This is a genomic window from Akkermansia sp. RCC_12PD (genome assembly GCF_036417355.1).
In the GTDB taxonomy this organism is placed as follows: Bacteria; Verrucomicrobiota; Verrucomicrobiia; order Verrucomicrobiales; family Akkermansiaceae; genus Akkermansia.
In genome coordinates, this window is sequence record NZ_CP143889.1 from 444873 (window position 1) to 470929 (window position 26057).

The following is a 26057-nucleotide window of genomic DNA, read 5'->3' on the forward strand; positions in this document are numbered from 1 at the left end:
CGCGCGTGCAAGCGGTCAATCAAAAGATATACAAATGACTAATTAATTGATCCCCCCTGTCTGAACAGCAACGCAACCATCATCATTACGGCGACGAGAAACAGGTACCAGCGGGCAACTTTACTGTTCCGGATACACGCCCCCGCACACACAAGAGACACGACAAAACAAACCACCGCCACCAGGAGCATTCCCCGCCCCAGCATGGGAAAATCCAGCGCCCCTGCCCCCGCCGCGAGAAGCGTCCCCGCCACATACCCGGCAAACGACCACCTTAACCCCGCCAGCCAGGAAAAGAAGGCTGTTTTCCGTTGGCTCCGCTTCATATAGCTACTGTGCGAGCCTCCTTGCGAATCTCAAGCAAAAAATTCGGAATCCTGATGGCATCAACGGAGAAATACCAGCTGAAAACCACAAAACAAGAATACTAAAGAGTGGAACAAGTTGTCTTCATTCTTTTTGCCGTTTCCTTTCCTCGTGCCAACGGATGTTGGATACTTCCCTGGCTCTGCGGTCGCGTTGCGTAATAGAATAGTTAAATTCCTCTAATTTCCTTTGAGCCAGATCAAGATCATAAACCGCCGGCGCTTTTCCATGCAGGATAAGACATAGTGTTTTCAGAACAGGCAGCATTTCACCAACTGAAGCATATCTTGTTTTTACCGTTTCAGGGGTAACAAAAGTAGCAGGATCTGTAAATCCCTTGAATGCCAATCCCGCATTTTTATAAGTAAAACAAAGAACATCGTCACCTTTGGTCATAACCCAACAATCGTTACTCAATACTATTTCCTTATAAAGGGAAGGCATAGTCCAATAATTAAACGAAACCCACTCAAAAATGACCATATCAGTTCGTACACCGAAAATGCTTTTGGAATATCGGATATCCAGTGAACTATTTATACGACCCTTTTGATCGCAATAGAGGACAGTATTTCCCTCATCAGCAGTAAGAAAGAAAATTCCATTCTCCACTTTTAATCCATTGAGGATTTTTTTGAGATCAGGAGCCTTCTCCATGAGCTTCTTGCTTCCAAAATGAAATTCCGTATTTTTTAATCTACTCAATCCCTGCAATCTGATACTCTGAATAGCAGAACGTGTTGATGCATTTTCCTCCGGGACTACTACCATAGGCTCCAGAGCGAAAGACAAAGCAGAAGCATATGACAGCACAATTAATTTTGCGAATATTTTTTTTATTTTAATCATGGGATAATTGGTGCAATTGCCGTTGGGACAATTATATCGTTCCTATTACGACATAAAGATTATATTTGTCAACAATAATTATTAGATCAATAATAAAAAATTCATAGACATATTTAATATTAAAAAATGTGAGAAAATAAATTAATATTAAATCCAACGTACGCATAATTGATAAATTCAGATTAACTCCGTATAAAGCTTTATTATCCTTACCCCCTGCTATTAAAAATAGATCTTCCACTTTTTTCTCAAAACTACAATCTGCATCAACGCTTACGGAAGCCGGGGGTTTCCAAAGTATTTTGCTGCTTCCTGTTTTATATCATCTTCCCATCCTATCTTGTCAAAAGTGAAAGAAGCAATATTCCTGTTGCTAACATAGAGGAATTTTGATCGAACCCTATCCAGCAGCATTTCCTATTGCTGCTCCAAAGCCTTAATCCGTGTTTTTTCTTGCCGTTGTTCATATCTCTAGCGACTCAAGCAATCGTTCATAACGAGAGTCCAGTCCATGCCTTTCGAGTATCTTTTGAATGGTTGGTTTAGAACAACTTTTAGCTTCCAGTTGAAGAAGATGCCCAATATATCCGCATCCTTTGGTGAGATATTGGACACTAAGTTCCAAGATTCGTCGTTCAACTTACTTGGGGAGTTGTTTGACGGTGGCTTTTATGGATGGGAGGCAGGCCTCGAAACCCTTCAAATCCGAGGGTTTGGAATCTACGCTTATACTCGTAGAAGCGTGTTCTTGAGATGCCCCGCTCCTGGCAGACTTTGGTGACATTGCCCAGCATTTGAACCAGTTGGAGCGCTTCAAGGCGCTCCCGCATGATTTTCGGTTCTACTTTAAAATCGGTGAATGAGTACTATCAAGACTAAAACAACAGAAAGAAGAACCCCGAAAGACAACGCCTGCTGCCCAAAAAACGTTCCAGTGAGCAATACAGACTAGCCATTGCTCGTAAGTTTAGCCTCTCTTCAAGCACGGTGGAGCGCATCATCCATGAACGCTTCCCTATCAAAATCAAGCAAGCCTTAAATTATCGTAATTTCGAGAACTACCTCCGCGTGCGGGGCCGTTATGAGCAGTCTCTCCAAAATCACGCTTCCCTCCAATTTTGGGTTGACCCATCAACCGCAAGAATAATCTATTTTACGGACAACCAATGAGAAATAACTCTAAAAACAAAAACCCGTAAATCATTTGATTTACAGGTTTTGAAATGGTCGGGAAGACAGGATTCGAACCTGCGACATCCTGCTCCCAAAGCAGGCGCTCCACCAGGCTGAGCTACTTCCCGAATAAAAAGGTGGGATTAAAAAGAATTGGGATAAAAATGGTGGCTCGGGACGGGATCGAACCGCCGACACGGGGATTTTCAATCCCCTGCTCTACCGACTGAGCTACCGAGCCACTTGCTTGCACGAGGAACGTGCTTGCGGGGCGCAATCTATCACTGCCCTTTCAGGATTGCAACAACAAAATACCATTTTTTCATTTTCTAGGCTTCATGTCCGGCACGAGACGGGAAAAACATTTTCCAATCCCCCTGTCCCCTTTTGCATCTCCGCCGACCCGTCAGGAGGAAGCCTGTGCCAGCAGCCCGCTCAGCACCATCGGAAAGATCAGCGCAACCCAGGACAAGGTGTGCAGCATCAGAGGAGGCATGTTTTTTTTCAATCTGTCCAGTACAAACATGAAGGCGCCCGCCATGGCCAGGCCGTAATAAATCCAGGCATCAGCTGTGTATTCCTGCGCTGCGGCGGCCAGACAGAAAACCACGTAGATCACGATAACGCCCATCCAGACGAGAGCTACCATGTCGCGGGCAACGGAATCCTCCCCCTCTTTTTCCCGCTCTTCCTCGTTCCATCTTTCCCGGCTGAACATGCCCAGCACCACCAGAGCCGCGAGATACCAGGTGGACGTAGAAAGCTGGGAGCCCCAGCCGCCGCCCAGGCTACCGTAAAAATAGGCGGGAATGCCGGCGCCGGTAGCAAAGGCTACGGAGGCAAAGAAAGCCCCCAGGCCGAATCCCGGGGATATCCCTCCCCTCCGGTAAGGATTGGTGGAAAAGAACAGGAAAAGGATGCTGAATACGCCTGGAAGCAGGGCAAATTCAAAGATCACGACACCCAGCTGGAAAAACATGATCCACAATCCCGTCACGGCGGCCACCGCGATCAGCAGGCAGATGACGAAGCAGTGCCTTCTGGCGAACATCAGGCATTCATCCGTATGAACGGCGGGATCACCGCGGAAGACTTTAAGCACCCTGTCCAGCATGTTGACGCACCAGACGGCCACGAATAGGAACTGGTACAGCCAGGGAGAAGAAACAACCACCAGATGGGACTGGCTGACGGCAAAAGCCCAGGCCATGGCGGCACAAGGGATTTCCAGCCCCATCAGGGAAAACCACGCCCACCAGGGAGGCCTCTTCAAGAATTGTTCCATTTTTTGCAACATCATCCCGATAACAAGGCTCGTATCAAGCTCCGGCACCGTCATCGCCAAAGTTCCATTTTTTTCAAAGGCACGCTTGACATGGAGGTTAAGGTCCCTATACTTGTGCTCCCTTGCGTTGGAAACGCAATACATGATCATGAAGAAAGATATCCATCCCCAGTACAATCCGGTTGTCTTTGTCGACATCTCCACCGGCCGCCGTTTCGTGACCCGTTCCACCACCCGTTCCCCGAAGACGGAAGTTATCGACGGGGTTGAGCATTTCGTGATTTCCTGCGGTATCACCTCCGATTCCCACCCGTTCTTCACCGGCAAGAACCAGTTTGTGGACACCGAAGGCCGCATCGACAAGTTCCAAAAGCGTTTCGGCTCCGTCCGCCGCAGCGGCGGCAAGCCCAAGCTCAACAAGTAAGAGCCGCTTCATTTCCATTTTCCCGCCCCGTTTTCTTCCCGGAAAACGGGGTTTTTCATTTGCAGGCTTCTCATTGCCCCGCTTTTCTGCTTCATTGGACTTATCATGTCGCTGACCCCGGACCATTTTGACAGCCAGTCTGCGGAACTCCTCCGTTCCGGCCGTCCCGTGCTGGCTGGCATCAGCGGCGGCCGGGATTCCATGGCCCTGCTTTCCCTGCTTTCCGGAATGGAAGGGTGCCGCGTCATTGCCTGCCATGTGCATCACGGCCTGCGCCTGGAGGCGGATGAAGAAGCGCAGTTCGTCCGGGAGTATGCCGCATCCACGGGCGTTCCATGCGTTTGGAGGCGGGCGGACGTGGCCGGCATGGCCCGCGTCCAGGGCATTTCCACGGAGGAAGCGGCCCGGAAAACACGGCAGAACCTGTTTCTGGAATGGGCCGCGGAATATCCCGGGGCGCTCGTAGCTCTGGCGCATCACCGCAACGACCAGCAGGAAACGGCCCTGCTCCATTTGTGCCGCGGGGCATCCGGCATTCACGGCATGTCCCCCGTATCCATCTGGGAAAACGGGCTGACTGTCGTACGCCCTCTGCTGAATTTTTCCAGAAAGGAAATCACCGCCTATCTGGAGGAGAAAAACATTCCGTGGAGGGAAGACGCCAGCAACCAGTCCACCGAATACACGAGAAACGCCCTGCGCCACCACATCATCCCCCATTTGGACAAAATATTCCGCAGGGACACCAGCCTTTCCTTTTCACGCGCCTGCCGGATTGAGAACCAAATCCGCACCGCCCTGGCCCAGGCTCTGGAAGCCATGGACCTGACCGACCCCCAGGGGCGGCTGTACCTTCCCGGCGTCAACAGCCTTCCGCAGGAGTTGAAGCAATGCGCCGTGCATCATTACCTCCGGCAACAGTCCATACCGGACCTGACAGAAGCCGCCGTGCTCCGGGTCATGAAGATTCTGGATGCCGGAGGCCCTTCCCGTACATCCCTGCCCGGCGGAAAGATAGCCGTGCGCAAGGAAAAGCGGCTGTTTGTCAAAGACGCACCGCCGCAGATCAATAAAGGGGAGCCACGCCCTGCGGATACAACAGGTGGAATTTGATGGCTTCATTGCCCACCACCAGCGCGGTGCCGAACATTCTGTCTTCATCCGTCAAACGCGGAAGCTGGGCGATCGGAAAAAGCAGCCCCCCCAGAATCAGGCCGTAGTTGCACACGGAGGGCATCATGCAAATCAGTTTTTTGGAGATATCCGCCGCATCCAGTGTGGGAAACACCCACACGTCGCTGGGCTGGAGCAGGGAGGTGCGGTGCACGCGCACACTGTAGGAGTCCGGAGACAGGGCAGCATCAATCTGAATTTCACCTTCCACGGTGATCTCATTGTCCAGACATTCCTTTTCCACAACGCTCCGGGCCAATGCCGTGGCGGCACGGGTACGGTCCGCAGCCAGTTCCGGAACGGAACCGTCCGTTGAAGCGCTCAACATGGCCACGCGGACACTTTTGCCCAGCATGTGCCGGGCCATTTTGGCCGTTTCCACGGCAAAGTAGGCCATGTTCTCCACCGTGGGATCAGCGGTCACGCCCGTATCCGCCAGGAAGTAAATGCCCCGGCCTCCAAATTTTTCAGCAAATTCCGGAACCATAACGATGGAGATGGCAAACAGGGGCTTCGTGGGCACGGGGTCCTGCCGGTATTTGTTCACGGCGCGGAATACGGAAGCCACTCTTTTCATGTTCCCGGCCACAATGGCGTCCGCCTGGCCGTAAAGCACCATCATGGCGGCAAAGTGCACCGGTTCGGAGACAATTTCCCGGGTATTCATGGGCAGGCCGTTCCCGAACATCTGTTCCGCCCGTTCATAACGGTCACAGAACATTTGAAGATCAGAGCTTTTTTCCGGTTCAATGATGCGTACGAATTTCAGGGAAATTCCATTCATTTCCGCCATGCGCCGGATAATTTCCTTCCGGCCCAGCAAAATGGGAACACCAGCCTGTTCGTTCACGAAACGTTCGGAAACACGCAACACACGCACATCCTCCCCTTCCGGGAAAACGATGCGCTTGGGGTGCCGCTTCAGGTTGTCCAGCAGCGGCCCAGTGAAGTCATTCAACGGAGAAAAACCTTGCCAATCACTCATAATGTCACGTGTCCTATTCAATGGGACTCTAAAAAAACCTGTCCATAAAAGCAACTCATAAAGTCAAAGACCGCAAATAATCGGAAAAAACCGTTCTTCGGATTGAATCAGGCATGCCGCCATGCTAGCATGTGCCTTCCTCTTCATGTATTGCGATTACCATACACATACGCCCCTGTGCCTGCACGCCTCCGGTACGCCGCAGGAATATGTGCAGTCAGCCGTTCGCGCCGGACTGCGGGAATACGGCATTTCTGACCACGCCCCTATGCAGGAGGAGCCGTTTGACGACTGGCGCATGAAGCAGGCGGACATGGGAGCCTATCTGGACTGGATCAGGGAGGCTACGGAACTCGCCGCCCCGCACGGGCTGGCGGTGAAGGCCGGACTGGAATGCGAATGGTTCCCGGGCATTGAGCCCTGGACGGATCACCTGCAAAGCCTGTATGCCTGGGATTACCTGATCGGTTCCGTCCATTATCTTGGAGAAAAGGAGGAATTCGACAACCCCTACAAGATGGATTTCTGGAACACGACGGATGTGGAGGATGCCTGGGAACAATACTGGAAACGCTTCCGGGACATGGCAGCCTCAGGCTTGTTCCAAATCATGGGCCATGCGGACCTGATCAAGAAGTTCGGCTTCCGGCCCGGCGGAGACCTGCGCCGCTATTATGAACCAGCCCTGGAAGCCATAAGCCGGTCCGGCGCCTGTCTGGAGATCAATACAGCCGGATGGCACAACAAGTGCGCCGAACAGTATCCGGACGAACTTTTCCTGCGGCTGGCGGCAGAAATGGATATTCCCCTGACCATCAGTTCGGACGCCCATGCTCCGGAAAACATCGGCCGGGATTTTGACCGCGCCGCGGAACTGGCGCGCCGGGCCGGGTTCAGGCAACTCGCCTCTTTCGATTCAGGGAGTATGCTGCTGCATCCTCTGAATTGATGCAGCATAAATCAAGGCCGCCCTTTCCCGCCTGGGCGGCAACCTGTCGTGTCACCTTCCAATCGTGGTCCCGTAAGGCGACTGTATCGGGCGCACGGGAGGAGGAACGGGCTGGGGCCTGGGCGGTGGGGGAGGAGGATTGGGCCGGATAATGACAGGCGGCGGATAGTTCCAGGGCCTGACGATGGGTGTGACCACGACGCGCTCCGTTTTTGGCTGACTGGCTACCTCACGGATTTCACCCTGCAACTGGTTGACCTGCTTGTTCAAGTCCGTGATTTTTTTCTGGGTGCCGTCTTTCAGGGCCAGGTATTTCTTTTCCAGATCCTTCCAATACAGCTCGGCATCTTCCCTTTTTTTACGAATGGAACTGATCTGGTCCTGGTAGGTTCTAGCCCTGGCGCGGAAGACTTTGGCATCCTGCGGCAGCCCTACCCGGTCCGCTTCCTGCGCATTCCACTGGAGGGCGATGACTTCGGCCTCTACACGGGAAAGATCCCCCATCAGAAGGAACATGCGGACAACGTCCTCCCCCTCCAGGTAGCGTGGATGGCGTTCCGCTTCCGAGAGGGATTCACGGAATTTCCTGGCCTCTTCCTCAGCCGCTTTTTTGACCGCTTCCGCCTTTTGCCTGCGGATGGCTTCCTCGCTCCGTCGCTTTTCCAGCCGTGCGGCCACCTCATCCGGCGTCATCCCGTAAGCCTTCTGCTGTTCGTCCGTCAGCTCCTGGTAGGGGACTTTCGCCACGCCATCCGTATATTGGACGCTGACGAAGTCATCCCCGGAAGATACCACGCTGGCATCTTTCAGAACCCTGCCGGACCGCAAGGCCATATTATCTGCCAGGGAGGCGGGCAGCAGGACACACAGAACTAGTAGACAGACTCCAGGTTTCATACAATTCAACGGTTCTACCTAGATAAGAGGCGCCAGAAAAGAAATTTATTCAAAAAAAGATGACCAGATGTTATTGCTGGCACGTCGCCCCCCCTTTTCGTTAGAGTTTTGTGAAGCATTTACACGTTTATGAATTCACATTCGTCATCCTGGAGTCCTTTACCCCCACTTCCCGATCCGGAAGGGTTTGCCGGCATGTATGCGGGAACCCACAGAAATATTCTTATTTGTGCAGGCGGAACGAATTTCCCCGGCAAGCCCATGCTGGAGGGAGGCGTCAAAACCTGGACGGACCGTGTTTTCACCCTGGAGCCGGGAAGCCCTGCGTGGCGGGAAGCTGGCGTACTGCCTTCGCCGTATGCCTACGGAGCGTCCGCCAGCCTGGAAGACGGCCTGTTGTGCATCGGCGGATGCGACCAGAAAGGCCACCGCAGGGATGTTTACCTGCTGGGAGTTTCCGACGGGACCTTGATCGTCTCCGCTTTTCCCTCCCTCCCAGTCGCGCTGGCCTACACGGCGGCAGCCGTGCTGGACGGCAAAGTGTACCTTACGGGCGGCTGTGAATACTCCGGAGAGCAGGACTGCACCAACCGGATGTTCATGCTGGATTCCGCGAATCCCGGCCAAGGCTGGCAGGAACTTCCCGCACTGCCCGGGAGAGGCCGCTTCCTGCACCAAATGGCTTCGGTTAACGGTGTTCTGTACGTCCTGGGCGGCATCGGCCTGAAAGAAGAGAACGGCCGCCAGGTCCGGGAACTACTGACGGAGGCATGGAGCTTCACCCCTTCCGGCGGATGGACGCGGCAACCGGACATGCCTTATGCCATTGCAGCCGCGCCCACTCCGGCCCCAGTCTCCCGGAGCGGGGTCATCTACCTGCTGGCCGGGGACGACGGCTCTGGCAGGAAATACACGCCGCAGACCAATCCCGGCTTCAACAACCAGTCCCTGTGCCTGGACACGGCAACGGCGGAATGGCACGACGGAGGCCCTATCGGAGCACCGCGGGCGGTGCTTCCCTGCTGCGCCTGGGAAGGCCGCTTCATCGCGGTCAACGGCGAACTTAAGCCCGGCAGACGCTCCCCCGAAGTCTGGAGCATTTCCCTTTCCTGATTTTTCCAGCACCAACAACAAATCATATGACGCACTCCTCACATTACCTGGATCGGTTCACCAAGACATGGTGCGCGGTCCTCGCCTGCCTGATGCTGACGGCTGTCCCGACCGCCCACGCATCCTTTTCCGTGGATGTCCATTCCGCCGGCAGCATTCCTGACCTGCCCGATCCCGTGGGGCGCGCTGGCATGATTGCCGGGACCGTGACGGAAAAAGACGGCTCCCAGTCCATCATTGCCGCAGGAGGGGCCAATTTCCCGAATGCCGCTCCCGGAGCCGCCACGCCGGAGGAACGCGGCCCGAAGGCGTACCACCGGGATATTTTCAAACTCACCAACGGACAATGGAACAAAGTCGGCAGCCTGCCCGTTCCGCTGGGTTACGCGGCATGCGCCAGCGTCGGCAAGGGCGTGGTGCTGGCCGGCGGCCACAATGAAGAGGGCATTTGGCAAGGCACCCTGCTGATCAAGGCGGACGGGTCCGTGGAAAAGCTTCCTTCCCTTCCCCGCCCCGTGACGGAAGCCGCTTTCGTCGGTTCGGGAGACAAGTTCTATGTCATCGGCGGACGGGACCGGGACGAACCGGAAGCGGCCCTGAATACCGTGTACGTGCTGGACACATCCCCTGAAACGGCCAGCATGGAGTGGAAGACTCTGCCTCCGTTCCAAGGTCCGGGGCGCATTCTTGCCACCGCCGCCTTTTCCGACAGCACTCTCTTCCTGGTGGGGGGATGTTCCCTTTCCAAAAATGCCGCAGGAGAAACGGAGAGGACCTACCTTTCCGACCTGATCGACTACGATCTAGGCTCCACGAACCCCGCCGAGTGGGGGCGCATGAAGAAGGAGCGCACCGGTCCCGGAACGCCTGTAGCGGCAGCGGCCGGCCCCGCCCCCGTCAAGGAGAACACCATCATCCTGATTGGCGGGGACAAGCGCGGTAACTCCCCGGACCCGTCCAGGCCCGTGATGCAGTCCAGGGACATCCTGGCCTATGACATTGTAAAGGATGAATGGAGCCGCCTGGGGGAATGGCCCGCAGGCATCGCCACGGCCCCTGCTGTCACACGAGGCAATGAGATCATCACCATCAGCGGAGAAACCGCTCCCGGCGTACGTACTCCCGTGAACGCGTCCGCAACCGCGGGATACCATTTTGAGATGAGCACGGTGGACTATGCCGTTCTCATCCTCACGGTCATCGTCCTGGCCATCATCATCATTTCCGCCGTGCGCAACGGCGTCAGGAACGTCTCCGCCGTCACGGATCCGAACACCAGGCCCGGTCTGTGGGCCTGGGTGGCCGTCATCGTGCTGTGGTTCGTCGTGATGCTGAACTACTTTGACCGCCAGCTTCTTTCCGCCCTGCATGAACCCATTGTACGGGACATTCCCCAGACGGAGGCCCAGTTCGGCATGGTTACCTCCGTCTTCCTGCTGATTTACGCGCTGCTCAGCCCGGTAGGCGGATTTCTGGCGGACCGCTACAGCCGCCGCCTGATGATTCTCTGTTCCCTGGTTGTCTGGTCCGTAGTCACCTGGTGGACCGGGCACGCGGAGGATTATACCTCCCTGCTCATCGCCCGCGGGGCCATGGGCATCAGTGAGGCCTTCTACATTCCCGCCGCGCTGGCCCTGATCACGGACTACCACCGCGGCAGCACACGCTCCATCGCCACGGGCCTGCACATGAGCGGGATTTACGTGGGCATGGCCATCGCCGGATTCGGCGCTACCATGGCTTCCTGGACGGGCTGGCGCATGACCTTTGCCCTGTTCGGTCTGATCGGCGTGGCTTACGCCATCGTCCTGATCCTGTTCCTGAAAGACCCCGGCAAGGCGCCCGCGGACACGGCCCTTGCCCGGAAGAAGGACAAGCCCGGGGAAGAAACCGTATTGATCAATGTGGACAACGACGAACAGACAGTAAAGCTTCCCGCGTCCAAGCTTTCCACAGGTGCCGTCCTTTCCAGCCTGCTGAGCGGACGCCCCATGTGGATGCTGCTTTGCGTGGTAGCCTTTGCGGGAGCGGGCAACTGGTTCCTGCTGACGTGGTACCCCACCCTGCTGCATGACCAGTACCACCTTTCCTCCGCGGAGGCTGGCCCCGCCGCCACGCTCTGGAGTTCCATTGCCAAATACATCGCGGTGCTGGGAGGCGCCATTCTTGCGGATATGTGGTACAGGCGCAATACCCGCGCACGCGCGCTGGTACCGGGCATTGCCTTCAGCATATCCGGCCCGCTGGTCGTCCTGGCGCTGCTGCCCGGTATCTTCGGCTGGGACATTGCGGTCCCTCTGGTGCTCATGCTCGGTTTGGTGGCCACGCAGGGGCTGGCGCAAGGATCGCTGGACGCCACCCTCATGCCTGTGTTACGCTCCCATATTGACGAGCGTTACTCTGCCACCGGCTATGGTCTCCTGAACCTTACCTCCGCCGGGGTGGGCGCGCTCATCTCCTTCTTCGGCGGCTGGTTCAAGGACCAGGGTATCCCCCTGACCACGACCCTGGCCGCTGCCGGATGCCTCATGCTGTTCTGCGGACTTCTGCTCCTGATGCTGCCGAGGCCCAGGCACTGACACACCAAACTCACCACCCAGACTATCCCAATGAAGACACCTGCACGCAACTGCCTGACTGCGGGGGCCCTGTGTTTCCTGTCCCTGCTTTCCCCGGCGGAAGGCCGCACCTGGACCAACACCCAGGGAAAAACCCTGGAGGCCGAATTCGTCAAACTGGACGGCCAGAAGGCAGTGCTGACCCGCGCCGGAGGCCAGACGGTAACCATTCCCCTGAACCAGCTTTCCGAGGCGGACCGGAACTTCATCGCGGAACAGGGAACGGGAGCTCCCCCCTCCAACCCAGCAGACAATTACAAGCAGCCCTGGCCCAGAACCGTCAAATGCCCGGACAATTTCAAGGTGGAAACCATCAAGGAGGAAAAAGGGGAATATATTTACGAGACGCCCCATTTCCGCTTTATTTGCGACGCCAAGCTGGGCGCAGGCATGATCAAGCGGCTGGGCCTCCTGTTTGAAGCCACCCACCTGGCCAACAAAACGCTGCCCATCGGCAACATTCCGCCCCATGACGATTCCGCCAAATTCCCGGCCTACCTGTACGAAAAGTTCAGCACCTATCTGGAAAACGGGGGGCTCGAAGGAACGGCGGGCATTTTCCTGGGAACCACGCGGCCGGGGGACCGGGGCAGAATTCTGGTGCCTTTCCAGTCACTGGGCGTCAAGTCCATGGGGAGCACGTACATCATTGACCGGGACAAGGATTCCACCACCCTCATTCACGAACTGACGCACCAGCTCATGTCTCCGCAGGCCAAGCAGGCCAGCTGGTTCTGCGAGGGGTCCGCGGAATATGTGGCCATGACGCCCTATGCCGGGGGCCGCTTCAACTTCGGCGCCAACCGCTCCCACATCGTTTCCCGCGTTACGGAGTACGGCAAGAAAAACACGGGGGGCCGCGCCCTGGGGGACGATTTTGAGGCTCCCGGCCTGGAGGCCTTCATGAACATGCCCTACACCCAGTTCACGAGTGAAAACGCCAATCTTCACTACGGCCTGGCCGCACTGATGGCCTATTACTTCTACCACATGGATGGAAAAGGGGACGCCCAGCGCATCAAGAATTATATGAAGGCCATTCAGTCCGGCACCAGTGAAAAGGAGGCGCAGAAACTCCTTCTGGACGGCAGGACCTACGAGGAACTGGCCAAGGAGATCGAGCAAAAATGGCGCAAGGCGGGCGTCAAGATCCGCTTCCGCGCCTCTTCCTGATCACTTTCTTTCCATACAATCTGCCTGTTCCCTGTCGGGAACGGGGGACACACGTGCCCTGAAAAACCGTTGACATGGCGGGGAAAGGCGGCAAACTCCCCTCAACAGGGGCTTTCAGACACGCATGGCAGAAAACGCTTCCATATCTTCCCTGCTGGACAGGGTGGCCCGCACCGCCCCCTTCCACAGGGAACTCGCGAAGCTGGGCACGGAGGAACAGGCCGTTTTCGACCACACCGCGTTGCCCGGCGTGCCGTTTGTTGCGGCCCTGTGCATCAACAGCGTTCCGGACACGTGCCGCACCTGGGTGGTGACTCCCCATCTGCGGGCCCAGGAATCCGTAGCCTCACAACTGGAGACATGGGGCGTGCACAATATCCTGTTCGTCCCGGAAAAGGAGGTGGCACTGGGCGAAGAAATAGGAGACCCGGAACTCACCGCCGAGCGGCTGAACGTGCTGCACCGTATTGCCTCCGGGCAGATAGGCAGGCAGACCGTTGTTCTGACGGAAAATTCCCTGAATGACGAGGTTCCCTCCACCAGGGGCATGCAGAATCAGGGCATGGTGTTGAAAGCGGGGGAAACACGGCCGCCGGACGAGCTGGAAAAGCTGTTCACGGGAGCCGGATTCGAAGGCGTTCCGCAGGTCATTTCCCGCGGGCAGTGGTCCCGCCGCGGCGGCATTCTGGACGTTTTCCCCCTCCAATCCGCCAATCCCGTGCGCCTGGAATTCTTTGACGATGAAATCGAGTCCATCCGGGAATTCGACGTGGATACCCAGGTCTCCTTCCGGAAGGTGGAGCACGTCAACCTCGTTCTGCAGGAGGCGGACGCCGCGGAAACCCTGCGCGACTGGATCAGGCCGGGAGACTTGGTCATCACCACCCCCTTCTGCAAGGAGCGCGGACACGCGTGCATCCTGACCGCTCCCCCGGAAAGTGCGGAGGGAGAGGAGGATTTCTCTCTCGCCATCCATGACAATCCCCTGGGCAGCTTTGACGCCGGGGACTTCGTGATGCAGGAAATGCGCCGCGAATTGGCCGAACGCCAGATAAGGGAATGGCTGGACCGGAAATGGAACGTCAGCATGTTCTTCCCGAACCAGGCGGAAGAGGAGCGGTTCAAGGATATCTGCGCCGGGACCCCTGCCCTGCTTTCCATCACCTGCCTGCGGGGAGACCTGCCCGGCGGATTCAGCATCCCCGGTGCGAAGACGGCGGTTCTCTCCTCCTCCGAGCTGTTCGGCAGGTACCAGTCCGCCACGGCGCGGCGGCGCGCCAGCCGGGAAGACAAGGCGCGCAAGGCACGCGCCCAGGCCTCCCTGAAAGACATCAATCCGGGGGACCTGGTGGTCCATACCAGCTACGGCATCGGGAAGTTCATCAACATCTCCACCTCTCCGGATTCCGGAGACGAGGAAATGAACATCCTCTACCGGGACAACACCATCCTGCATGTCCCCCTCAGCCAAGCACACCTGGTTTCCCGCTACATCGGCCTGGGCAGCAGGACGCCGGAACTCAACAAACTGGGGGATTCCAAATGGCAGCGCGCCAAAAAATCCGCGGAACGCTCCGTGGCGGACTACGCCGCCCAGCTCCTGAACGTGCAAGCGGAACGCCAGACGGGCAAAGGCTACAGCCACCCGCCGGACAGCAAATGGATGTGGGAGTTTGAAAGCTCCTTCCCGTTCCGTGAAACGCCCGACCAGCTCCGCGCCATCGCCCAGACGAAGGCGGACATGGAATCCACCCGGCCCATGGACCGCCTGATCTGCGGAGACGTGGGCTTCGGCAAGACGGAGGTAGCCATCCGCGCCGCATTCAAATGCGTAACCGGCGGCCGCCAGGCGGCCGTGCTGGTGCCCACCACCGTACTGGCGGAGCAGCACTTCCGCACCTTCAAGTCACGCATGAGCGAATATCCCGTGCGGATTGAAATGCTGAGCCGCCTCAACAGCGCGGCGGAAGTCAAATCCACGCTGGAAGGGTTGAAAAACGGCTCCGTGGACATCGTCATCGGCACCCACCGGCTCATTTCCGAAGACGTATCCATCAAGAACCTGGGACTGGTAGTCATTGACGAGGAACAGCGCTTCGGCGTCAAGCACAAGGAAAAATTCAAGGAGCGCTTCAAGGGAATAGACGTGCTCACCCTGTCGGCCACCCCTATTCCCCGCACGCTGTACATTGCCCTGATGGGCGCCAGGGACATGAGTTCCATCGACACGCCGCCCGTCAACAGGCAGCCGGTGCAGACCAGCGTCTGCCCATATGACGAACGCATCATGAAAAAGGCCATGGAGCGCGAATTGGAGCGCGGCGGCCAGATATTCCTGCTGCACAACCGCGTCAAAACCATCGAACTGTTCCGGGACAGAATACAGGCCCTGGTCCCCAAGGCGCGCATCGTCATCGGCCACGGACAAATGCCCAAGGATGAACTGGAAAAGGTCATGAGCTCCTTCGTGCGGGGAGAGGCGGACATTCTGCTGGCTACCACTATCATTGAATCGGGCATAGACATTCCCAACGCCAATACCATCATTATTGACAGGGCGGACCGCTTCGGCCTGGCGGATCTGTACCAGCTCCGCGGCCGTGTGGGCCGCTCAGGACACCGCGCGTACGCCTACCTCATGCTGCCCAGGTCCTCATCCACTACGGAAGACGCCCGCAAGCGCGTCTCCGCCATCAAACAGTACACGGAACTGGGTTCCGGATTCAAAATAGCCATGCGCGACCTGGAAATCCGCGGAGCGGGCAACCTGCTCGGCACCCAGCAAAGCGGCCACATCGCCGCCATCGGCTTCGACCTGTACTGCCAGCTTCTCCAGCAGTCCATCTCCCACATGCAGGGCAAACATTCCGCACCCAGGGCGGACGCCGCCCTCCGGGCGGATTTCATCGTGAACAGTGAAACGCAGTTTGCGACCAAATCCCGCAAGGAGTACCTGGGCGCCTTCATTCCGCGGAACTACATCAGCGACGCCCCGCTGCGCATCGCCGCCTATAAGGATTTGGCGGGAGCCCGCACCATCAAGGAGACGGACGCCCTGCTCCGCACCTGGGAAGACCGATTCGGACCTGCACCGGAAACGGTGCATCATCTGCTTGCCACGCACAAAATCAAGATACTGGCCACCATGGCCAATATATCCATGGTGGAAGTCAGCGGCCAGCGCCTGATGCTTACCCGGAACGGGGATTTCATCCTCCTGTCCAACAAATTTCCGCGCCTGGTGGGAATCACCCCGGCGGAAAAGCTTCAGGAAACTCTGGAAATGCTTAAAAAGATCTAATCCTGGTCCGCATCCCTGCCGTCAGCCTGCTCCCGGGTATTCCAGGCAGTCAGCCACTGGACTTCCCTGAGTCGGTAGCCGCGCTTCAGCAGCTCCGCATGCAGACCGGGCAGATGTGCCGCCCCGTAGAAGATGCCAATCTTGCGCGCACCCTTGCCTTTCCACTGGTCGAATATCTCCATGCATTTGGCATTCCTGCCTTTCAGAATCACCGTATCCTCCAGAGAATCAGAGCTGGTATAGGCCAGCAGGCGCATCAATTCATTCTTCAGCCCGGAAACATTTCCCGTAATCAGATCCATCGCCATCTTGATTTGATTCGGCTGATAGCCGCAGTACTCTTCCTGCAGGGAAGACACGATCTCCTTCGCCATCAATCCCATAAAACTCTCCTTCTTTTCTTCCTGCGCCTTCCTGAATTCCCCCATGGTCATGTCCGCATGGACGAAGTGGGACGGAGAGTAATCAATTCCATCCATCTGGGCCTGCAAATTCAGGGCCTTACTGAATCTTTTATAGGCTTTCCCCAGCCAGTTCAGCAGAAAGGAAGACTCCTTTTCCCTCTGTTCCTTTTCCCATGCCTCCAGCTGGTTCCATTCACGGGCTTCTTCCTGCGTCAGGCCGTCCAGCGGCTTACTCCGGTCAATCCTGCTCCGCAATTCCTCCTGCCGCTGGAGCCCCTCCCCGCCGATCATTTCAAACAGCAGCAAATCACATTGCCCAAACAGTTTGTTCAAACGGTCGTAATACTCCGGTTCAGCCACATGCATCGCCCCGATCAGCCTCACCTCCTGTCCGCCGTCATTCACATAGGAAGCCACGGGCGTTGCCAAATCCTGCTGTTCAGGGGAATCCGCCTCCAGCCTCAGGAATGTAGCCGGGTATCCGCCGTATTCTTCCGCATTCCTGCCGGAGCCAGCTACGGCAACAAGTGCGGAAGAGAACAGCATGAAGATAAACAAAATACCGCGCAATATGTTCATACACCACCAGCCTAGCGGCCATCATCCGCAGAGCAAGCCAAAAAAACTTCCGCAGAGTCCCTTCTATTCCTTACCCTGCCAGGAAGGTAATGCGGAATACCGGGAGACCATAAAAAATCCCCCGTTCCCTCAGGGGAACGGGGGATGAAGAATCAGGCCGCGCAGAGCTGACGTCCCGGAAGCAAACCGTCACATGACGGTTTACTTCTGTTTACAGCAGCATTTGTCAGACAGGGCGCCCACGCCGGGCAGCACCTTGCCTTCCAAAAGTTCCAGGGAAGCGCCGCCACCCGTGGAGCAGAAGGAAAGCTTGTCCTGAACCTTGAATTTCTTGGCGGCCGTTACGGAATCGCCGCCGCCCACGATGGAGATGGCTGAAGAATCGGCCAGGGCTTCCGCAATTTCCTTGGTGCCCTTGGCAAAACAGTCCATTTCAAAGACGCCCATCGGGCCGTTCCACAGAACAGTTTTGGCATTCTTGATGATAGCGGAGAATTCTTCGATGGCCTTGTCGCCAATGTCAATGGCCATGCCGCCTTCCGGCACCTTGCCGCCCTCCGCGAAGGGAGCCGTGCAGAACGTTTCCGCACCGTCTTCGAACTTCATGGTCACGCGAACGTCGGCCGGAAGCACGAACTTGACACCCTTGGCCTTGGCGTTCGCCAGAATTTCACGAGCCAGATCCAGTTTGTCGCCTTCAATCTTGGAAGCGCCCAGGTCATAACCTTCTGCAGCCAGGAACGTGTTGGCCATGGCGCCGCCGATCAGGAACGTATCAGCCTTTTCCATCAGCTTGGAAAGCACTTCGATCTTGTCGGACACCTTGGCCCCCCCCATGATCACCACAAAGGGCTTTTCCGGGTTTTCCAGCTTGCCTTCCAGATATTCCAGCTCGCGTTCAATCAGGAAGCCCATAGCGCTCTTTTCCGCAAAGTGGGTAACGCCTTCCGTGGAAGCGTGGGCGCGGTGGGCGGTGCCGAATGCGTCGTTCACGAACAGAGTGGCGTTGCCCAGCAGAGCCTTGGCGAATTCCGGATCGTTTTTCTTTTCACCGGGATAGAAGCGGACGTTTTCCAGCAGGGCCACGTCGCCGTCCTTCATGGCGGCGCGGGCCGCTTCAGCTTCCGGGCCAATGGCGGAGGGAACGAATTTCACTTCCTTGCCGAGCAGTTCGGAAAGGCGGCCAGCCACGGGCTTCAGGGAAAAAGCGGGATCGGGTTCATTCTTGGGACGGCCCAGGTGGGAACAGAGGACGAGACGGGCGCCGCCGTCAAGCAGGAACTTGATGGTGGGAAGGGCGGCCACAATGCGGGCGTCATTGGTAATTTCCCCATCCTTGAGGGGTACGTTGAAGTCAACGCGCATCAGGACTTCCTTGCCCTTGACGTCAAGATCACGAACAGTGAGTTTAGCCATATCAGTTTATGTTGTTTGGTTCAATGGAATGAAAAAGGGAGGGCATTTCTGCCCTCCCGGAAAATCCCGGCCGCCCGCACCAACCCGGTTCATGAACCGGAAATCTGTTTCAGGCGGCTGGAAAGAATGTCTTGTGACTACTGAAGAGCAAGCGTTGTTCAGGAATGAACTTACTTGCCGCAGCTGCAGCCGCAGGAGCTCACGCTGTCGCCCAGCTTCTTCATGGCTTCGGCGGCGCGGTTGGAGTAGCCCCATTCGTTGTCGTACCAGCCGCAGACCTTCACCAGGTTGCCGCCGACCACGTAGGTGAAGCCGGAGTCAAAGATGCAGGAGTGGGGGTCGGAAACGATGTCCTGAAGCACCAGGTCTTCTTCGGAGTAGGCCAGAATGCCCTTCAGAGGACCTTCAGCGGCTTCCTTCATGGCGGCGTTCACTTCTTCCACGGTCACATTCTTCTTGAGGATGGCCACGAAGTCGGTCAGGGAACCGGTCGGGGTGGGAACGCGGAAGGAAGCGCCGTTCAGGGCTCCCTTGAGTTCGGGAATCACTTCTCCGATGGCCTTGGCAGCGCCGGTGGTCGTCGGGATGATGTTGATCGCGGCGGCGCGGGCACGGCGGGGATCCTTGTGCGGCAGGTCCAGAATGCGCTGGTCATTCGTGTAGGAATGAATGGTGCTCATCATGCCCTTTTCAATGCCGAACTTGTCGTTCAGCACCTTCACCATCGGGGAAAGGCAGTTGGTGGTGCAGGAAGCGTTGGAAACGATGTTGTGCTTGGCGGGATCGTATTCGCTGTCGTTGATGCCCAGGCAGAAAGTCAGGTCCGGATCCGTGGCGGGAGCGGAAATGAGCACCTTCTTGGCGCCAGCGTCAATGTGCTTCTGGGCGGCGTCACGCTTGGTAAACAGGCCGGTAGATTCCAGAACGACGTCCACGCCCAGGTCCTTCCAGGGAAGATTGGCGGGGTCGCGTTCCACCGTGATGAGGATCTTGTGACCGTCGATGACCAGATACTCGCCGTCGATGGAAACTTCGCCGTCAAACTTGCCCTGCGTGGAGTCATACTTGAGCAGGTGGGCGATCATTTCGATGGGGGTCAGGTCGTTGATGGCAACAACCTTGTTGCGTTCTTCCTTGGACATGGCGCGCAACACGTTGCGACCAATACGTCCAAAACCGTTAATAGCATATTTGGCCATAAGATTGAGGGCTTCAGATTTGATTAATTACAAGTCCCGGACCTATTCAAGTACCATGGACGGGGCAAGTTTAGAAACGATTCCGCCGGGCGTCAACACTATTGTTCCCCCATCATGGCAGTATGTGCCGGCCCTCCCGTCCCCAGAAAGGCGCAAAGGCGACAGCCGTGCTCCTGCATGGATGTCAAAAACTTGCACGGTCTTCCGGTTCACCGCGGAACGGTCAGTTCATGGAACGCAGGGCGGCGCGGATCAGCTCGTCCGCGTCCGCGTTCGGGTTCTCTTTCAAGTGGGCGGCAATGGCCTTGCGGGATTCCACTTGCTTGAAGCCCAAAGCAATCAGCGCCAGTTCCGCATCCCCCGCCGCCTGGGAGGTGGAGCCCTGGGCCTGGGCCTCCCAGGTGGCGGCCAGACCTACTTTGTCCTTCAGTTCAAGCACAATGCGTTCCGCCGTTTTTTTGCCCACTCCCTTGGCCCTGGCGATGCCGGATACGTCTCCGCTCACCACTGCCTGCTTAAACTGCTCCACGGACAAGGACCCCAGAATGGCGATGGCCGTAGCGGGGCCGATTCCAGAAACCCGGTCAATCAGCAGCAGAAAGATGTCCCGCTCCGCATCAGTCGCAAATCCGTACAACACCTGCATGTTTTCCCGCACATGCAGATAGGTTTTCAGTGTCAGCTCCCTGCCCGGCAGAGGATTCAGCCTGTCAAATGTGGACAGGGGCACGATCACCTCGTACCCCACGCCGTGAACATCCAGAATCAGCCGCTGGGGGTATGACTCCGCTACCGTACCGCGCAAAAAAGCTATCATGTCCATAACGTGACACAATCCCGGCGGCGGACAAGTCTAAAACGCATCCTCCCGGGGGGCGGTCCGCTATCTCTTGTGGAGAACGTGCAGCTTGATATGCTCCAGGTCTTCCCGGTGATAAAAACACCGTACGCGGAATCCGCGGACCGTCTTGATGCGACACCTGTATTCGCGCAGCAGGCCTTTTTTGACCAGCCTGTAAACGTAGCTTCTGACCACGCCCAAGTAGCGGACGGCCTCTTCCATATTCACGTAGCACAATGGGGCGCGGCGGCAGACCGGTTCCCGCGCCGCCAGGAGACGCTCCACGTCCAGACGGCGCCAGCAGAGCGTGAGAGAGCCAGTACTCTTGCGGACTACGCGGAAACGTACTCCATGACGGTGCAGATATTGCCGGGCGGCGGAAGGACTGCAGCGCAACCGCGCCGCTATGGAGGATGTTTCCATGAACGCCCCGGACGCACTGGCATAAGGCTGCCCGGACTTGGGTTCCGTTCCCTTGCGGCGGATTTTTACGTGTTCAGGGAAACTCAGTTTGGGATTATTGATATATTCCCGCCCTCCTACTCCAATGAATGTCTTTTTGAAACGATAAATCATGGCAATGTGAATTCACTTTGATAAAACAGGGCTTCATACAGGCATTTTGTATGAAGCTCTAACATTTTTGAAAATACCAAAAATGCACTGAGCCCAAAAACAATCAACAATTTTCTTTGTTTTTCTGCTGGCCGTCTTTATACTGAACTCATTTCATCGCAATATATGCCTGTTCCTACATTATACAATTACTTCAAAAGGGCCTAATATCAACAATTAGATCATCAACAATTTTGTTGGATGAGCGAATTTCTCCCGGCTTCTTTCCTTTTATTTACAAATAATTCATGATCAACTACATGAATAAGAAAAAATATTCCATTCAACTGCCCAAAGAGGGAAAGCCTGCATCAATGCTTCAGGCCTCCGTATTTTCCGGGTTCAACACCCCCTTCCATCAAGGCGGGAAAACTGGAAAGAGACGGCGGACGGCTCCAACATTGCAGTCATAGAGTTATTTTCCGGAAAGGAGCTCAGGCAAAAAAGCTGGACAATAACTAACATTTCATTTGTTTCCGGAATGAACAATAAGAAACCCGGCTTCCTCGCGGAAAGCCGGGTATGAAAAACCATTTTCCAATCTTCAGGGAAGAAGCTTGGAAGGCCGTGTTTCAAACATGCCGCGCTGCGGAACGAAAACACGGTCATTGGGCTGAATGGGTATAGCCCTGTCCTTGGTGGAAAAATAATCATACGTGACGGTCTTGCCGCCGCGCGTCACCTGGACATAGCGGGATCCCCATTCCGTAACATCCCCGGCGCCGACAATCGCTTCCAGCAGCGTCATGCCGCGCCGCCATGGAACATTCTTTTTCATGGCTACGTTTCCGCTCACCAAAACGATATGCTGGGTCAGCTGCACGTCGGAACTCTGCACTTTCACCAAAAAGGTGGGAGAAGTGTACAGTTCCGCCTTCTTGTAGGCAGCGGCAAGCATGTCCTCAATCTGCCGCGCCGTCCGGCCCACTACCCGCAACACATCCTGCCCGGGGGGAAGCTGGGGCATGCGGATGGTTCCATTGCCATCCAGCAGATATTGACCGGAAATGGCGGCAGCGTCGTCGGCAGGGATGCCGCGCACCTGAATTTCAATGGTTCCATGCGCGGGCACGGCATCCGGGGACTGCGAGAACGCAAATCCTCCTGCAGCCAGGATGAAACACACAATGGAATACAGATACTTTTTCATGGCACTATCACTTAATACAGATCCTCATTATCACTGGACTGCGTAGCCGCCAGTTCCTTGGCTTTGCCGGAACGCTCGGCCTTCTTCAGGGAAGAAGCGTCAGCATTGCCGTCGGAAGCTCCGCTTTCCGCAGAATAATAGGAGTAGTAGGTTGTGTAATATTGATACTGGTGATCGGAAGTAATGTCCACATTATTCATCACCACGCCCGCCAGATTGCCGCCGACGGATTCAATGACCTGTTTCTGCCTCAGCAAGGCTTTCAACGGAAGCTTGCGCGGCTGGACAACCATCAGGGTCATATCCACCTCGCTCACAATCACGGCTGAATCACTGACGCCGAGAATGGGCGGAGAATCCACCAGCACAATATCGAAACGCTGCTTCACCTCCTGGAGCAGTTCGCTGAACTTGCGTGAGTTCAAGGCTCCCGACGGGTCAAAGGGAATCGGCCCCGCAGGCATGACGTACAGGTTTTCCACAGGCGTCTGAAAGATCACGTCCTCCAAAGGATAGTCTTCCAGCAGGTAGGACGTAAGCCCCACTTCATTGTCCAGCTCATAGTATCTGTGCAACTTGGAACGGCGAAGGTCCCCATCAATCATCAAGGTGGCCATAGCCCCCTGGGCGCAGATATAGGCCAGGTTGCACAACGTCGTGGTTTTGCCTTCCCCGGCACTGCCGGAAACAAAGGTCAGGGATATTTCCTCAAGCCCCTTCTTGTTGAATTCTATGTTCGTCCTCAAAATGCGGTAGGCCTCAGCATCCGGCCCCAGAGAACCGGCGGAATGCAGAATGGGGACGTTTTTGGGAATGATCCCTAGAACAGGCACTTGTAGAGCCCGTTCCACATCCTCCATGGTCTTGACGGAAGTATCCATGAATTCCAGCAGAAGGGCCAGGCCCACACCCAACAGCAAACCAGCAACGGCGCCCACCGCCAGATTCAACGTTACATCCGGCTTGTATGGAGCTGAGGGCAACAGAGGATTATCATACATTTCAATCGATTCACGGGGAACGCGCAAGCGCGCGATTTCATCCTTGTAGCGGGCATCCAGCGTTTTGAGCTGATCCAGGGCCGTATCATACTCGCGGCTGGTCTGTTCATAAACAGGCATCTTCATCACATGGTGCCGGAGATCCTCTTCCTTTTGAGCTACAATCTTCTCCCACTTCATACGGCTTGCAGCAACCATTTCCAGCTTGCTTTTCAAGGATGAGCGGAGTCCCACAAGTTCCTTGCTCAGCTTTTCCTTCAAGATGTTCGCCGTTTCCTGGAGAGCCACCATCTTGGGATGCTTGGGCCCCAGGTTCTGGGATTTGAGAGTTTCCCTCTCCTTATCCTTCTCCATATATTCCTGATAGGTTTTGCGCAAAGAGTCCGCCGCCAGAATTTCCGCATTCAAAAGATCGGAATTGGTTACATAATCCATCAGTTTGTCATCCGGAAGACGCTGAATTTCTGCAACATACGCAGCCAACTCCTGCTCATCCTTCTCAAATTTCATGAGTTGTGCCTTGGAATTCCGGAAATCCTCGTCTTCCATGGCACCGGTCATCACACGATTGTCCCCGCTCCTGTACATGGTGGAGGGCAAATAGTCGTTTTCCGCAATCAACTTCTTGAGAGCCATCATCTTGTCATTGACAATGTCCTCCTGTTCCCGGAGAACGTCTTGAAGGCTCTTGATAGCCGTTTCCACCAACCGGTTTTCACGCATTTCACGGTCCTGCTTGTAAGCTTCCGGGACTGCCTTGGCAATGTTCTGAACCAGTTTGGGGTCAGGCCCGGAGACAATGACATCCACCAAGTCCGTTGCACGGCGGGGGGATACCTTGATCATTCCAGCCAGGTTGGTAGCAGCCAACTCATCCGTCATGCCCCATTCCGCAGCCAGATTCAGTTTTTTGGATACCACTTTCAGCACTTCGGACGAAGTCAGAACCGAATACTGCATGGGGATGTAGTTGTCCGTCATATTGGACGATGCCACGACATCCTCCCCCGTACCGATCCCCATCACCGGCCTGGGACGCTTGATCTGAAACTTACTCGTCGCACGGAACGAAGGGGGCATCAGAAGCGTCACCACCAGGGAAATAACCAGAACCAGCATGAAAACAAGAAAGACTTCTTTCCAGCGGTTTTTCAGAACTTGTATATAATCAATATTGCGTACGATAGGATCGCCATTCTGCAGATCTGGGGCATTCATGAAGAGACGGTGCGGTAGTAAGATAAAACTCCTCTAATTGTGAATGAACATTCGCAATTAGAGGAGTAGAAACATTAATTGTCAATCAAGCTTAGAAGATATAATTTATTCCGAAGGAGAATACATTCCGGTTATAGCTCGGCATGGGGAAGTTATATCCGCTGTAGGAACCATTGGTGTAGGAATACTGGGCCGTAAGAGCCAGCGCGTTTGTCAGCATCATCTTGACACCGGCCGTCGCGTTGAAAGTCAGCGTGTTCGTATCAGTACTGGAAGAACTCGCGCGGGAATAATCGCTGGAAATCAGGTTCACACCGGCATTCAGGCTGACCCGGTGCGTCACCTTCATCGTGCTGTTCAGACCGACGCGCCACGTCTCATTAGAGTAGTAGCTGGCGCCCGTTTGGGGAATGTAGGTATTTGTTGCTTCGTTAGAGTAGCGGACAAACATACCCAAGGAAAAACGGTCGCTCATGCGGTGGTTAAGACCAAATTCCGCCGACGGGTAGGTTTTGGTGCCGTAATTGTCCACATGCTTAAACTGGGGACCGACACGCAACGTGGCAGAAGTGTTCTGGGCCACGGCGTATTCGGCGCCGGCCAGGACGAAGTTGGAGAATTCATCATTGCCATATTCGCGGTCGCAGTAGGAACCGTTCCAGTTAATGGACAAAGCCAAGCGTTCCGTCCACTTGTAACGATTGTTGAAATTCAGGTTGACGTATTGACGGTTATCAGTCTTGGCAGAATCTTCCTGATAGTCGATCATGGAGTAGCTGGCGCCCACCGTCGTGGACCAACGGGTAGTCCATGCCTTGCTCAAGGAACTGGAAACGTATACATAAATGTAGTCGCCATCACGGCGGGAGTTGGCAATGCCGTTTGAGTAGTTGGGTTCCGGCTGCCAGGCAAAGGAAAAATTGCCGTTGTAGCGCAAAGTCTGGTCAAAACTATGAGAAAGACTGGCCGTCAGCGTGGAATTGGAAAGAGATTCATTCGTATCGCCTTCCAGGTCTTTCAGGTAAAAAATACCACCCAGTTTCGCAGAAAAGGCATACTGGGTAACAGCATCGTAATTGGCAAGAGAAGCGCCAATGTCCGTACTGATAAACGCACTTTCCTGCTGATTGAAGTTGCTTGCATTTACGTTGTCATCATAACCGCCAGCTACGTTGAACGTCCATTTCAGGGGGAGGGATTCTTCCAGACCCACAGGTCCGGCAAGCGTGTACAGGGACTGCCCGTAAGCGTGAGCTCCAACCAGGCCGGAAGCGAGCAAAGAGAGATAAAAAAGACTCTTCATAAATTTTAATCCGTTTTAGGTATAG

At 55.7% G+C, this 26057-nt stretch carries 20 protein-coding genes and 2 tRNA genes; 7 read left to right on the plus strand and 15 right to left on the minus strand.

The genetic code is table 11. From position 1 onward, the window contains the following. Positions 1–38 precede the first annotated feature (38 nt). The 5 genes from V3C20_RS01845 to V3C20_RS01865 form a co-directional block, all read right to left on the minus strand. Positions 39–326: a hypothetical protein gene (locus V3C20_RS01845; protein ID WP_130083059.1), complete on the minus strand. Its 288-nt coding sequence runs from the start codon at positions 324–326 to the stop codon at positions 39–41. 124 nt (positions 327–450) lie between these two features. After that, complete coding sequence (locus V3C20_RS01850; protein WP_130083060.1) at positions 451–1215, minus strand: hypothetical protein; 765 nt, start codon at positions 1213–1215, stop codon at positions 451–453. Positions 1216–2439: 1224 nt separating this feature from the next. Continuing rightward, positions 2440–2516: transfer RNA gene (locus V3C20_RS01855), tRNA-Pro, on the minus strand. 37 nt (positions 2517–2553) lie between these two features. Further along, positions 2554–2629: transfer RNA gene (locus V3C20_RS01860), tRNA-Phe, on the minus strand. A gap of 165 nt (positions 2630–2794) precedes the next feature. Beyond that, positions 2795–3661 (minus strand): hypothetical protein, encoded by an 867-nt coding sequence (locus V3C20_RS01865; RefSeq protein WP_130083062.1) that lies wholly within the window; start codon positions 3659–3661, stop codon positions 2795–2797. Between the two features lie 160 nt (positions 3662–3821). Here V3C20_RS01865 and V3C20_RS01870 point away from each other — a divergent pair, with 160 nt between their 5' ends. Beyond that, positions 3822–4097, plus strand: coding sequence for a type B 50S ribosomal protein L31 (locus tag V3C20_RS01870; protein WP_130083063.1), 276 nt, complete (start codon positions 3822–3824; stop codon positions 4095–4097). 105 nt (positions 4098–4202) lie between these two features. Further along, entirely contained in the window at positions 4203–5210 is a 1008-nt protein-coding gene (tilS, locus tag V3C20_RS01875; RefSeq protein ID WP_130083064.1) for a tRNA lysidine(34) synthetase TilS, read from the plus strand. Here the strand turns inward: tilS and V3C20_RS01880 are convergent. After that, positions 5164–6255: a phosphate acyltransferase gene (locus tag V3C20_RS01880; RefSeq protein WP_130083065.1), complete on the minus strand. Its 1092-nt coding sequence runs from the start codon at positions 6253–6255 to the stop codon at positions 5164–5166. The two genes, tilS and V3C20_RS01880, sit on opposite strands and share 47 nt — an antisense overlap. Before the next feature lie 121 nt (positions 6256–6376). Here V3C20_RS01880 and V3C20_RS01885 point away from each other — a divergent pair, with 121 nt between their 5' ends. Then, entirely contained in the window at positions 6377–7204 is an 828-nt protein-coding gene (locus V3C20_RS01885; RefSeq protein WP_238623767.1) for a histidinol-phosphatase, read from the plus strand. Between the two features lie 51 nt (positions 7205–7255). On the opposite strand, the gene V3C20_RS01890 is transcribed toward V3C20_RS01885, so the two are convergent. Beyond that, positions 7256–8038 (minus strand): hypothetical protein, encoded by a 783-nt coding sequence (locus V3C20_RS01890; protein WP_130083066.1) that lies wholly within the window; start codon positions 8036–8038, stop codon positions 7256–7258. Positions 8039–8296: 258 nt separating this feature from the next. Here V3C20_RS01890 and V3C20_RS01895 point away from each other — a divergent pair, with 258 nt between their 5' ends. From V3C20_RS01895 to mfd, 4 genes are all read left to right on the plus strand, one after another. After that, positions 8297–9214, plus strand: a complete 918-nt coding sequence (locus V3C20_RS01895; protein WP_130083067.1) for a hypothetical protein — start codon at positions 8297–8299, stop codon at positions 9212–9214. Between the two features lie 26 nt (positions 9215–9240). Beyond that, on the plus strand, positions 9241–11793 hold the full coding sequence (locus V3C20_RS01900) for an MFS transporter (RefSeq protein ID WP_130083068.1): 2553 nt from the start codon (positions 9241–9243) through the stop codon (positions 11791–11793). A 30-nt stretch (positions 11794–11823) separates the two neighbouring features. Beyond that, positions 11824–13005, plus strand: a complete 1182-nt coding sequence (locus V3C20_RS01905; protein ID WP_130083069.1) for an SHD1 domain-containing protein — start codon at positions 11824–11826, stop codon at positions 13003–13005. A 124-nt stretch (positions 13006–13129) separates the two neighbouring features. Continuing rightward, positions 13130–16306, plus strand: a complete 3177-nt coding sequence (gene mfd, locus V3C20_RS01910) for a transcription-repair coupling factor (protein WP_130083070.1) — start codon at positions 13130–13132, stop codon at positions 16304–16306. Here the strand turns inward: mfd and V3C20_RS01915 are convergent. The 8 genes from V3C20_RS01915 to V3C20_RS01950 form a co-directional block, all read right to left on the minus strand. Then, on the minus strand, positions 16303–17256 hold the full coding sequence (locus V3C20_RS01915) for a TraB/GumN family protein (protein ID WP_161981641.1): 954 nt from the start codon (positions 17254–17256) through the stop codon (positions 16303–16305). The genes mfd and V3C20_RS01915 overlap by 4 nt on opposite strands. Positions 17257–17490: 234 nt before the next feature. Next, positions 17491–18705 (minus strand): phosphoglycerate kinase, encoded by a 1215-nt coding sequence (locus V3C20_RS01920; protein WP_130083072.1) that lies wholly within the window; start codon positions 18703–18705, stop codon positions 17491–17493. 170 nt (positions 18706–18875) lie between these two features. Then, positions 18876–19904 carry a type I glyceraldehyde-3-phosphate dehydrogenase gene (gene gap, locus V3C20_RS01925; RefSeq protein WP_067571221.1) on the minus strand — a complete coding sequence of 343 codons (1029 nt, stop codon included), beginning with the start codon at positions 19902–19904 and terminating at the stop codon, positions 18876–18878. Between the two features lie 223 nt (positions 19905–20127). After that, complete coding sequence (ruvA, locus tag V3C20_RS01930; protein ID WP_130083073.1) at positions 20128–20721, minus strand: Holliday junction branch migration protein RuvA; 594 nt, start codon at positions 20719–20721, stop codon at positions 20128–20130. A 66-nt stretch (positions 20722–20787) separates the two neighbouring features. Further along, complete coding sequence (locus V3C20_RS01935; RefSeq protein WP_130083074.1) at positions 20788–21321, minus strand: helix-turn-helix domain-containing protein; 534 nt, start codon at positions 21319–21321, stop codon at positions 20788–20790. Between the two features lie 583 nt (positions 21322–21904). Beyond that, complete coding sequence (locus V3C20_RS01940) at positions 21905–22510, minus strand: SLBB domain-containing protein (protein WP_130083075.1); 606 nt, start codon at positions 22508–22510, stop codon at positions 21905–21907. A gap of 11 nt (positions 22511–22521) precedes the next feature. Then, positions 22522–24729: a polysaccharide biosynthesis tyrosine autokinase gene (locus V3C20_RS01945; protein WP_330935413.1), complete on the minus strand. Its 2208-nt coding sequence runs from the start codon at positions 24727–24729 to the stop codon at positions 22522–22524. Between the two features lie 91 nt (positions 24730–24820). Next, the gene (locus V3C20_RS01950) at positions 24821–26032 is read right to left on the minus strand and encodes an outer membrane beta-barrel protein (protein ID WP_130083077.1); all 1212 of its coding nucleotides are present in this window, start codon (positions 26030–26032) and stop codon (positions 24821–24823) included. Positions 26033–26057 lie beyond the last annotated feature (25 nt).

Bases quoted from the DNA above. Each gene is read 5' to 3' on its own strand.
- ruvA (WP_130083073.1), bottom strand. From the start codon at position 20,721: ATGATAGCTTTTTTGCGCGGTACGGTAGCGGAGTCATACCCCCAGCGG.
- V3C20_RS01850 (WP_130083060.1), bottom strand. From the start codon at position 1,215: ATGATTAAAATAAAAAAAATATTCGCAAAATTAATTGTGCTGTCATAT.
- V3C20_RS01935 (WP_130083074.1), bottom strand. From the start codon at position 21,321: ATGATTTATCGTTTCAAAAAGACATTCATTGGAGTAGGAGGGCGGGAA.
- V3C20_RS01885 (WP_238623767.1), top strand. From the start codon at position 6,377: ATGCTAGCATGTGCCTTCCTCTTCATGTATTGCGATTACCATACACAT.
- V3C20_RS01905 (WP_130083069.1), top strand. From the start codon at position 11,824: ATGAAGACACCTGCACGCAACTGCCTGACTGCGGGGGCCCTGTGTTTC.
- V3C20_RS01895 (WP_130083067.1), top strand. From the start codon at position 8,297: ATGTATGCGGGAACCCACAGAAATATTCTTATTTGTGCAGGCGGAACG.
- V3C20_RS01950 (WP_130083077.1), bottom strand. From the start codon at position 26,032: ATGAAGAGTCTTTTTTATCTCTCTTTGCTCGCTTCCGGCCTGGTTGGA.
- V3C20_RS01880 (WP_130083065.1), bottom strand. From the start codon at position 6,255: ATGAGTGATTGGCAAGGTTTTTCTCCGTTGAATGACTTCACTGGGCCG.
- V3C20_RS01945 (WP_330935413.1), bottom strand. From the start codon at position 24,729: ATGAATGCCCCAGATCTGCAGAATGGCGATCCTATCGTACGCAATATT.
- V3C20_RS01845 (WP_130083059.1), bottom strand. From the start codon at position 326: ATGAAGCGGAGCCAACGGAAAACAGCCTTCTTTTCCTGGCTGGCGGGG.
- V3C20_RS01870 (WP_130083063.1), top strand. From the start codon at position 3,822: ATGAAGAAAGATATCCATCCCCAGTACAATCCGGTTGTCTTTGTCGAC.
- gap (WP_067571221.1), bottom strand. From the start codon at position 19,904: ATGGCCAAATATGCTATTAACGGTTTTGGACGTATTGGTCGCAACGTG.
- V3C20_RS01900 (WP_130083068.1), top strand. From the start codon at position 9,241: ATGACGCACTCCTCACATTACCTGGATCGGTTCACCAAGACATGGTGC.
- tilS (WP_130083064.1), top strand. From the start codon at position 4,203: ATGTCGCTGACCCCGGACCATTTTGACAGCCAGTCTGCGGAACTCCTC.
- V3C20_RS01940 (WP_130083075.1), bottom strand. From the start codon at position 22,510: ATGAAAAAGTATCTGTATTCCATTGTGTGTTTCATCCTGGCTGCAGGA.
- V3C20_RS01890 (WP_130083066.1), bottom strand. From the start codon at position 8,038: ATGGCCTTGCGGTCCGGCAGGGTTCTGAAAGATGCCAGCGTGGTATCT.
- mfd (WP_130083070.1), top strand. From the start codon at position 13,130: ATGGCAGAAAACGCTTCCATATCTTCCCTGCTGGACAGGGTGGCCCGC.
- V3C20_RS01915 (WP_161981641.1), bottom strand. From the start codon at position 17,256: ATGCTGTTCTCTTCCGCACTTGTTGCCGTAGCTGGCTCCGGCAGGAAT.
- V3C20_RS01920 (WP_130083072.1), bottom strand. From the start codon at position 18,705: ATGGCTAAACTCACTGTTCGTGATCTTGACGTCAAGGGCAAGGAAGTC.